General features: G+C 71.6%; 12 protein-coding genes and 1 pseudogene. 5 read left to right on the forward strand and 8 right to left on the reverse strand.

Translation table 11 applies throughout. From position 1 onward, the window contains the following. Nucleotides 1-37: 37 nt before the first annotated feature. Entirely contained in the window at nt 38-418 is a 381-nt protein-coding gene (locus ABZW17_RS22395; RefSeq protein WP_354817207.1) for a hypothetical protein, read from the forward strand. A gap of 57 nt (nt 419-475) precedes the next feature. On the opposite strand, the gene ABZW17_RS22400 is transcribed toward ABZW17_RS22395, so the two are convergent. The 5 genes from ABZW17_RS22400 to ABZW17_RS22420 all read right to left on the reverse strand — a co-directional run bounded on the left by ABZW17_RS22400 (nt 476) and on the right by ABZW17_RS22420 (nt 3,747). Continuing rightward, nucleotides 476-1,456, reverse strand: a complete 981-nt coding sequence (locus tag ABZW17_RS22400; RefSeq protein ID WP_354817210.1) for a tyrosine-type recombinase/integrase — start codon at nt 1,454-1,456, stop codon at nt 476-478. A 534-nt stretch (nt 1,457-1,990) separates the two neighbouring features. Beyond that, nucleotides 1,991-2,431 carry an SRPBCC domain-containing protein gene (locus ABZW17_RS22405; protein WP_354817212.1) on the reverse strand — a complete coding sequence of 147 codons (441 nt, stop codon included), beginning with the start codon at nt 2,429-2,431 and terminating at the stop codon, nt 1,991-1,993. 2 nt (nt 2,432-2,433) lie between these two features. Further along, nucleotides 2,434-2,766, reverse strand: coding sequence for a helix-turn-helix domain-containing protein (locus ABZW17_RS22410; RefSeq protein ID WP_354817214.1), 333 nt, complete (start codon nt 2,764-2,766; stop codon nt 2,434-2,436). Continuing rightward, the gene (locus tag ABZW17_RS22415; protein WP_354817216.1) at nt 2,763-3,200 is read right to left on the reverse strand and encodes an SRPBCC domain-containing protein; all 438 of its coding nucleotides are present in this window, start codon (nt 3,198-3,200) and stop codon (nt 2,763-2,765) included. Before ABZW17_RS22415 ends, ABZW17_RS22410 begins: the two co-directional genes overlap by 4 nt. A gap of 31 nt (nt 3,201-3,231) precedes the next feature. After that, the gene (locus ABZW17_RS22420; protein WP_354817218.1) at nt 3,232-3,747 is read right to left on the reverse strand and encodes an N-acetyltransferase family protein; all 516 of its coding nucleotides are present in this window, start codon (nt 3,745-3,747) and stop codon (nt 3,232-3,234) included. Nucleotides 3,748-3,790: 43 nt separating this feature from the next. Between ABZW17_RS22420 and ABZW17_RS22425 the strand changes: the two genes are divergently transcribed. The 3 genes from ABZW17_RS22425 to ABZW17_RS22435 are packed head-to-tail and all read left to right on the forward strand — an operon-like array spanning nt 3,791 to nt 6,615. Next, a complete protein-coding gene (locus tag ABZW17_RS22425; protein ID WP_354817220.1) occupies nt 3,791-4,354 on the forward strand; it encodes a helix-turn-helix domain-containing protein in 564 nt (187 codons plus the stop codon). A gap of 49 nt (nt 4,355-4,403) precedes the next feature. Further along, the gene (locus ABZW17_RS22430) at nt 4,404-5,009 is read left to right on the forward strand and encodes a TetR/AcrR family transcriptional regulator (RefSeq protein ID WP_354817223.1); all 606 of its coding nucleotides are present in this window, start codon (nt 4,404-4,406) and stop codon (nt 5,007-5,009) included. Continuing rightward, a complete protein-coding gene (locus ABZW17_RS22435) occupies nt 4,993-6,615 on the forward strand; it encodes an acyl-CoA dehydrogenase family protein (protein WP_354817226.1) in 1,623 nt (540 codons plus the stop codon). Before ABZW17_RS22430 ends, ABZW17_RS22435 begins: the two co-directional genes overlap by 17 nt. On the opposite strand, the gene ABZW17_RS22440 is transcribed toward ABZW17_RS22435, so the two are convergent. The 3 genes and pseudogenes from ABZW17_RS22440 to ABZW17_RS22450 all read right to left on the reverse strand — a co-directional run. Next, nucleotides 6,612-7,106: a pyridoxamine 5'-phosphate oxidase family protein gene (locus ABZW17_RS22440; RefSeq protein ID WP_354817229.1), complete on the reverse strand. Its 495-nt coding sequence runs from the start codon at nt 7,104-7,106 to the stop codon at nt 6,612-6,614. The genes ABZW17_RS22435 and ABZW17_RS22440 overlap by 4 nt on opposite strands. Before the next feature lie 83 nt (nt 7,107-7,189). Further along, the gene (locus ABZW17_RS22445) at nt 7,190-7,486 is read right to left on the reverse strand and encodes a hypothetical protein (protein WP_354817232.1); all 297 of its coding nucleotides are present in this window, start codon (nt 7,484-7,486) and stop codon (nt 7,190-7,192) included. A gap of 66 nt (nt 7,487-7,552) precedes the next feature. Beyond that, nucleotides 7,553-7,618 (reverse strand): annotated as a pseudogene (locus ABZW17_RS22450) (TetR/AcrR family transcriptional regulator); the annotation flags it as partial. Nucleotides 7,619-7,677: 59 nt separating this feature from the next. On the opposite strand from ABZW17_RS22450, the gene ABZW17_RS22455 reads away from it, so the two are divergent. Further along, complete coding sequence (locus ABZW17_RS22455) at nt 7,678-8,787, forward strand: FAD-dependent monooxygenase (protein WP_354817241.1); 1,110 nt, start codon at nt 7,678-7,680, stop codon at nt 8,785-8,787. The last annotated feature ends 138 nt before the right edge of the window (nt 8,788-8,925 follow it).

Here is an 8,925-nt window from a genome sequence, read left to right on the forward strand (position 1 = left end):
CGGCATGAGCAACCGGTGGCCAGCTAGGGTCTCCCGGGTGAGGGAAGCCGCCGAACTGACCCAGCCGACCACGATCGAACTCGCCCCGGGCCGCCGAGGCGCGCCCAAGCACTGCGGCTGGTGCGGACGGCGCCTCCCCGAAGGCGGCAACGTCGGCCGCCGCCGCCGCTACTGCGGCCAGTCCTGCCGCCAGCGCGCCTACGAACGCCGCACCGCCCTCCAGCGCAGCGGCCTCCCCGAAGACGCCGTCGTCCTCTCCGACACCGAAATCGCCGCCCTGCAGGACCGCCTCTTCCAGCTCCGCTGCGCCGCCGAAGACATCGTCACCGCCGCCGACGACGGCGCCGACACCCGCGAACTCCGCAGCCTCGCCGCCGAAATCGCCCGCGCCGCCAAGGACCTCGAACAACTCCGCTGACCCCTCGTGAGTGGAAAAGCGAGTTAGAACGCTCCTTTCCACTCACGACCAGGCCCCTCAGCCCAGCCCGTCCAACGCCCGGTACGTCCGGTTGCTCGCCGCCGCCGCACGCTGCTCCCGGCCCGTCGCCTCGATGTAGTTCTGGCTCGTCGCCAAACTCGCGTGCCCCAGCAACGCCATGATCTCCGACGCCGTCGCCCCGTCCTCCGCCAGCCGCGTCGCGAACGTGTGCCGCAACGCGTGCAGATTCGCCCCCACCGGCACCCGGTCGTGCAACCCCGCACCCCGGTAACACGACTTCACCAGGTACTCCAGCGCACCCCGCCCGATCGGCTCACCCACCCGGTCCAGCAGCAACGGCGAACCGGGGGAGAACCGCACACTCGGAAACCGCACCCGGCACGACTCCCGGTACCGCTCGATCAGCTCCGCCAGCACCGGCTGCACCGGGATCGACCGGTCCCGGCTGCCCTTCCCCTTCACGTGCAACCGCAGCTCACCCGCACGCCCCACCAGCGACCGCGACGTCAACGCCCGCATCTCCGCCGCCCGCAACCCCGCCACCAGCCCCAGCGCGATCACCAGCACGTCCCGCTCCGGCCACGGATCCCGCGCGCGCCGCGACCCCGCGGCCGCCGCCGACAGCAGCTGCTCCGGCGTTTCCTCGCCCCGCAACGGCTTCGGCGTCAACGCCGGCGTCCGCGGCCGCGCCACCGCACCCATCGGATTGCCCGCCAGGAGCCCGTCGGCCACGCAGAAGGTCAGGAACTGGTTCCACGTCGACCACGCCCGCAGCACCGAGCTCTTCGCGTGCCCGTCGGCGAACACGCCGAACGCCGCCCGCAGCGCCGGCCCGGTCAGGTCGGCGACCTCCAGCTCCTCGGCCGGGCGGCCGAGCTCCGAAACCAGGAGAGTGGTGATCCCGGCGAGGTCCCGGCGGTAGGCGTCGGTGGTGTGCGGGGAGTCCTTGCGGGGACGGCGAGCGGCGAAGAAGGCTTGCTGCGCCTCGGAAACCTTCATGTGGATCTTGTACCGCACACCACCGACAGTTTCCGTGCCCGGTCCGTCACCCGGTGTTTGATGCATAACCGCAATTATGCATGAAACACCGGGTGGACCCGGGAGCTACTCCCTGGGGGATCCGAGGTTCTCCGAGGGCCGTTTCAGCCCTCCCTGACGCGTCACAGCGCGAGATGCGCACATATGTTCGACGAAACGCCAGGTCGGGGCGCTGGCCGTCAAGCGGGCCGGCGGGCTGAACATCAAGGGCGATTCGGCGCCCAACGCGCTGACTCCGAGACCTGGAACCTTCCGCAGTTTCGTCACCGTGACGTTTTACGGTCGGGTGACCGGACATCGGACTCGCGCCTCTCAGGGGATCCCAGGCGGCCCCTCAAGGCGCTGTTTCGGGGTCCTGCTCCCATGCGTGGTCGACACAACCGCCTCAGGAGCCGTTCTGGCGAAGTGAACGCACTCCTGCACGCGCGGCGCCGGCCCCGGTTCTCTTGCCCCTCTCGGCCCTCGGTCCAGCACGTCACCAAGTGCCGATAATGTACATTATGTCAAGTAACGTCAGTGCCAGTCGCTGATCATCACGTCCCGCGGTGCCGGGGCGCCTTCCCCGGTCTCCAGGAGCTGCTTCAGGCTCATCAGGTAGATGGCCCACTTCGTGCTGCAGTGGTGCATGAACTCGACGGCCTCGCGCCAGCCTTCGTGCTTGAACAGGACGATCGTGTGGTCGTCGCGCTGCTCGATGTCCCAGCGGATCGTCGTGCCGATCCACTCGGGCGGCCCGTCGACGACCTCCCAGCGGACGAGCCGGCCCGGGTCGAGTTCGGTGACCTTCATGTCGAAGCCGCCCGGGATGAAGCGGAAGGCGATGACGCCGCCGAGTTCGGTCTCCCCCTCGGTTTTCTCGGTCCACCAGCCGGCCAGGCCGTCGATGGTGGTGAGCGCGTCGTAGACCTGCTCGGGACTGCTGGTGCGGATGCCGATGCGGTGCAGGATGTCCATTTCTAGCGGTTCCTTTCGATGGTTTCGGCGATGTGCTTGATGCGGCGGAGGCGGGCGTCCCAGGCGGTGCCGACGTCGGTGAGCTGGGCGACGGCGCGGGCGAGCTGGTCTTCGTCGACGCGGAACTGCTTTTCGCGGCCGGCGCTGTGGGCGTGCACGAGGCCGGCGCGGTCGAGGACGGTGAGGTGCTTGGCGACGGCCTGGCGGGTGACCGGGAGGTGTTCGCTGAGGCTGGTCGCCGTGCCGCTCCCCTCGGTCAGCAGCAGGTCGAGCAGGCGGCGGCGGGTGGGGTCGCCGATGGCGGACCAGAGGTCGTCGTCGACGGTGGTGGTCACCGGATGGCTCCCGCGCGCTGCGGCAGGCGGGGCAGGAAGTGGTCCCAGCCGCTTTCGTGGTCGGTGTATTCGGCGGCGATCTTGGCTTCGTCCCAGCCGCGTTCGCGGAAGCCGGTTTCGGTCATCTTCAGGCGGGTGCCGGTGGCGGTGGGTTCGAGTTCGAAGACGACGAGGAAGGAGTTGCCGGGTGCGGCGGTCTCCCCCGGTGCGTGGGTCCAGCGGAAGGAGAAGAGTTTCGGGGGGATGGCGTCGACGACGGTGAAGCCGACCCAGGTCCCGCCGAAGGCGATGCGGCCTGCTCCCCCGGGTTCGACGGGGTATTCGGCTTCGTCGGGCCACCATTCGCGGAGGTGTTCGGGGCTGCTGATGACGTCGAAGACGACGTCGGGGTGGGCGTCGATGTGGATTTCGCGTTCGAGGGTGCCGTGGTTCACGGAGTCTCCTTGTGCAACGTTCGGTTGCGTGTCACGTTAGCTCGACGGGCGCCAATGCGCAACCATCAGTTGCGCGTAGGTCTTTCTGGACCCAGGCGACGTCGTGCCAGGCCCCGTGCTTCCAGCCGACGCGGCGGTAGACCCCGGCGGGTTCGAACCCGAGCGCGCGGTGCAGTCCGGCGCTGGCTTCGTTCGGCAGGGTCATGCCGGCGAAGGCGCGGCAGAACCCGCGTTCGCGCAACCGGTGGAACAGGGCTTCGTAGAGAGCGCGGCCGGCGCCGGTGCGGCGGCGGCCGCGTTCGAGGTAGATGCTGGTTTCGCAGGACCAGCGGTAGGCGGCGCGGGCGGCGAAGGGGGTGGCGTAGGCGTAGCCGGCGATGTGGCCGTGGTCTTCGAGGACGAACCAGGCGTGGGCGCCGACGATGCGGCGGGCCAGCTCGCCGGCGCCCGGCGGGTCGGTTTCGAAGGAGACGGCGGTGTCGGTGACGTAGGGCGCGTAGAGGCGGGCGCAGGCGGCGGCGTCGTGTTCGGCGGCAGGTCGGATCATGGCTCACATGGTAGCCATGGTGGCTCGTATAGTATCCACAGTTATGACCGATCCCCTGACTGCCCGCCTCGCCGCCACGGTGCACGCGGCACGGACGTCCCGCGGCCTTTCGGTGGCGGCGCTGGCCGAGGTGTCGGGGGTGTCGCGGGCGATGATCGGCAAGATCGAGCGGGGTGACGTCCAGCCGACGGCGGCGTTGCTGGCGAAGCTGTCGGCTGCGTTGGGCTTGACGCTGTCGGAGCTGATCGCGCGGGCAGAGGGGGACGAGCGGCGGCTGGCGCGGGCGGCGGAGCAGCCGGTGTGGGTGGACCCGGATACCGGGTACCGGCGGCGGTCGGTCTCCCCCGCGGCCGGGCGGCCGCTGGAGCTGGTGGAGGTGGAGCTGCCGCCGGGGGTCGAGGTGCCGCTGGTGTCGGGGACGTATGCGTTCCTGCACCAGCAGATCTGGGTGCTGGCCGGACACCTGCGGTTCCACGAGGGCGCGGAGGTCCACGAACTCGCGGCCGGGGACTGCCTGCAGCTGGGGCCGGCGGCGGACTGTGTGTTCGCGAACCCGGGGTCGCTCCCCTGCCGGTACCTGGTGGCCCTGGTGAAGCGGGTCGGCTGAGTTCCGGCGAGGTTGACTGAAGCAGTGAATCACTGCTTCACTTCTTGACGTGCCCTACCGCCGCACCCCGAAGGTGCAGGAACGCCTGGACGCCCAGCGCGAAACGATCGTCGCCGCCGCTACGCGTCAGCTGGCCGAGCACGGCTACAGCGGGTGTTCCGTGGCCGCGGTCGCCGAACGTGCCGGGGTTGCCGTGGGCAGCGTCTACCGGCACTTCCCCACCAAGGCCGATCTGGTGGTGCACGTCTTCCGGCAGGTGGTGACGCGGGAGGTCGAGGCGGTCCGGGTGGCGTCCGCGGCCGCGGGCGAGCCCGCCGAGCGGGTGCTGGCGGCGGTCGAGACGTTCGCCCAGCGCGCGCTGAAGGCGCCGAAGCAGGCGTACGCGCTGCTCGCCGAGCCGGTCGATGCGCTCATCGACGCCGAGCGGCTGGAGTTCCGCCGCGCCTACACCGAAGTCATCGCCGAGCACGTCGCCGCCGGGGTGCGGCAAGGCGTGCTGCCGCCCCAGGACGGGCGGTTGACGGCCGCCGCGCTGGTGGGTGCCGCCGCCGAAGTCCTGATCGGCCCGTTGACCAGCGGGAACGCCGGTGACGTCGCCGAGCTCCGCACGTTCATCCTGCGCGCTCTAGGAGGTTCCGATGCCCGTCACGCATGAGGTCACCAACCAGGTTCCGCCGCTGGCGGGGCACGACGTCGCCGACGACCCGGCGCTGCTGGCCGGGCTCGAGCGGGCCGGGGCCGGCTGGGCCGCCGAGGAGGTGCACGAGCTGGGCCGGCTGGCCGGCAGCGAGCAGGTCCAGGAGTGGGGCCGGCTGGTCAACGAGAACGAGCCGGTGCTGCGCACGCACGACCGGTACGGGCACCGGATCGACGAGGTCGAGTTCCACCCGTACTGGCACGAGCTGATGACGGTCGCGGTGTCGCACGGGATGCACGGCACGCCGTGGCGGGACTCCAGGCCGGGCGCGCACGCGGCGCGGGCGGCGAAGTTCTACGTCTGGAGCCAGGCCGAGGCCGGGCACAGCTGCCCGATCTCGATGACGTACGCGGCGGTCCCGGCGCTGCGGGCGAACCCGGAGCTGGCGGCGCGGTACGAGCCGTTGCTGGCGGCGACCGAGTACGACTTCGGGTTGCGCGAGCCCGGCGGCAAGCGCGGCCTGATCGCGGGCATGTCGATGACCGAGAAGCAGGGCGGCTCCGACGTCCGCGCGAACACGACCACCGCGACGCCGAGTGCGGACGGCAGCTTCACCCTGGTCGGGCACAAGTGGTTCACCTCGGCGCCGATGTCGGACCTGTTCCTCACCCTGGCCCAGGCCCCCGGCGGGCTGTCGTGCTTCCTGCTCCCCCGCGTCCTGCCCGACGGCACCCGCAACGCGATCCGGCTGCAGCGGCTGAAGGACAAGCTCGGCAACCGGTCGAACGCCTCTTCGGAGATCGAGTACGACAACGCCGTCGGCTGGCTGGTCGGCGAGGAGGGCCGTGGGGTCCGCACGATCATCGAGATGGTCAACAACACCCGGCTGGACTGCACGCTGGGCAGCGCGTCGGGCATGCGGCTGGGTGCGGTGCGCGCGGTGCACCACGCGACCCACCGGCGGGCGTTCGGCAAGGCGCTGGCCGACCAGCCGCTGATGGCGAACGTGCTGGCCGACCTGGTGCTGGAGGCCGAGGCGGCGACGACGGTGGCGATGCGGCTGGCCGCGGCGGGCGACCGGCCGGGTGACGCGCAGGAGCAGGCGTTCCGGCGGCTGGGGCTGGCGGTGTCCAAGTACTGGGTGTGCAAGCGGGCGCCGGTGCACGCCGCGGAGGCGCTCGAATGCTTCGGCGGCAACGGGTACGTCGAGGAGTCGGGCATGCCGCGGCTCTACCGGGAGGCGCCGCTGTCGTCGATCTGGGAGGGCTCGGGCAACGTCGCCGCGCTGGACGCGTTGCGCGCGATGGGCCGGCAGCCGGAGTCGGTGGCGGCGTTCTTCGCCGAGGTCGGGCGGGCGGCCGGCGGTGACGCCCGGCTGGACGACGCCGTCGACCGCCTCCGCAAGGAGCTCACCGACCTGGACGGCCTCGAGTACCGGGCGCGGCGGCTGGTCGAGGCGATGGCGCTGGTGTTGCAGGGTTCGCTGCTGGTGCGCGAAGGCCACCCGGCGGTCGCCGACGCGTTCTGCGCGTCCCGGTTCGGCGGCGACTGGGGCATCGCGTTCGGCACGCTCCCGGCCGGCGTCGACACGGGAGCGATCATCGAGCGCGCCGCGGCTCGTTAGCCGACGCGCTCGGCGCGTTGCCGGGCCAGTTCCTCGACCGCGCTGGGCAGGGTGGTCTCGAAGTCGATCAGCTTGGCCCAGGTCGGGGTGACGACGATGCGGACCATGCCGTCGTAGAGGGAGCGCACCTCGCGTTCCCATTCGACCCGCTGCTCGGGCGACATCTGGTAGGTGCCGTTCATCTGCAGGTACTCGTCCGGGATGCCGTCGACGACGTCGAGTTCGGCGCGGCCGCGGATGAGCAGGATCTTGGGCGGGTGCACCTCGGTGTCGATGGTGAGGGCGACCGCCGGGTTGGCGCGCAGCGAAGGCAGCTTCGGGGCGTTCTTCGACGTGCACAGGACGATCTGCGAGCCGTTCCAGGTGAAGGCGATCGGGATCGTGCGCGGGGTGCCGTCCTTCGCGACGTAGGCCAGGCGGGTCAGGTCGCGGGCGAGCAGTTCGCGGCTGATCGGGCGGTTCAGGATCTCGGCGATCTCGTGCTGCTCCATGGTCGTCTCCTCCGGTCGGGGTGGGCTGCTGTCCCGGGGACGGAGCCGCCGGCGCGTTCTCGACACGCGCGGCCGGAGTTTTTTCAGCGGCCGAGCGCGTCGAGGGCGCCGGCGACCGCCGCGGCCTTGAGTTCGCCGACGGGTGCGTCGGGGAACTGCATGCAGACGTCCTGCAGGCCGCCGAGGGCGAGGATGGCGCGGGCCTGCTGTTCGAGCGTGGGTGACGGGCCGCAGATCAGGTGGGTGAGCCGGGTGCGCCAGCCCAGGACCCGGTCGACGAGCCCGAGGTCGGCCAGGGTCGGCATCTCGGCCAGCAGCATGATCACGTCGCCGCGGTGGCGGTGGTTGAAGTCGAAGAAGCCTTCGATCAGCTCGCGCACGGGGGCGTCGTCGCGGGACGGGAAGTGGTAGTAGAGCGCGGGTTTGGTGATGCGGAGGCGGTCGGCGATGTCCTGCAGGCTGGTCCGCTGGACGCCCTGGGTGGTGAACAGGTCGCGGGCGACGTCGAGGATGCGCTGCTTGGCCCAGCAGGTGCGGCTTCGCCGTCACCGTCGTCGAGCGCGCCCCGCAGCTGCGCAAGACCGGCGGCCACGCCGTCGACCTGTTCCGGCCCGCCGTGGACATCACCGAACGGATGGGCGTGCTGCCGCGCGTGGAAGCGCTGGCCACCGGCACCACCCGGATGACCGTGCACCGCGAAGGCGCCCGCCGCCCCATCCGGGTGGACCTGGCCAAGGTCTTCCAGGCCGCCTCCGACCGGCACGTCGAGGTCATGCGCGACGACCTCAGCGAGATCTACTACGACGCCGGCCGCGAAGACGTCGAGTACCTCTTCGGCGACACGATCACCGCCCTCTCCCCCGACGGCGACGTGACCTTCGAGCACGCCCCGCCCCGCCGGTTCGACGTCGTCGTCGGCGCCGACGGGCTGCACTCCCACGTCCGGCGCCTGGTCTTCGGCGAAGAAGCCGGGCTGACGCGGTTCATCGGCGCCTACCTGGCCGTGCTGTCCCTGCCCGACACCCTCGGCCTCGACGGCGAAGCGATCACCCACCTCGGCGCCGGCCGCACCGCGTCCCTCTACAGCGCCCGGCACATGAGCGACGCCCGCGCGGTCTTCCTGTTCCGCCGCGACGAGGAACTCACCTACCACCACCGGGACATCCCGCGCCAGAAGGACCTGCTGCGGGCGGCGTTCACCGGCATGCACCCGCAGGTCGACCGCTGGCTCGCGCAGCTGGACGACGGCGGCCCGTTCTACTTCGACTCGATCACCCAGCTGCAGCTGCGGACCTGGTCCCGCGGCCGGGTCACCCTGGTCGGCGACGCGGGCTACTGCCCCGGCCCGGCGGTCGGCGGCAGCACCAGCCTGGCGGTACTGGGCGCGTACGCCCTGGCCGGGGAACTGGCCACGGCGGGCGGCGACCACACGCGCGCCTTCGCCGCGTACGAAAAGGAGATGGGCGAGCTGGTCGCCCGCAGCCGCGCGTTCGCGGTGGGCGCGGCCCGCAGCCTGATCCCGTCCTCCCGCACCGGTGTCCGGGTCCTGGCCCGGGGCGGCCAGCTGGTGTCGGCGTTGCCGGCCGGGCTGACGCGGGCGCTGGCGAAGCTGAACACGGCCGGGGTTCGCCTGCACGACTCGATGCCGGTCAAGGACTACGCGGTTCCGGCGACGGCCTGACGCTGGAGGGGGCCGCCGCGCGCGAAAGCCCCCTCCAGCCCGACAGCGGATCTTCGGTCACCGGCGAAAACCGGGCGGGGGGGCGGGCGGGAACCCCCCCGCCCCCCCCCCCCCCGGCGCCGCGCACGCCCCCCCCGC

It is taken from the genome of Amycolatopsis sp. NPDC004625 (genome assembly GCF_040609695.1).
In the GTDB taxonomy this organism is placed as follows: domain Bacteria; phylum Actinomycetota; class Actinomycetes; order Mycobacteriales; family Pseudonocardiaceae; genus Amycolatopsis.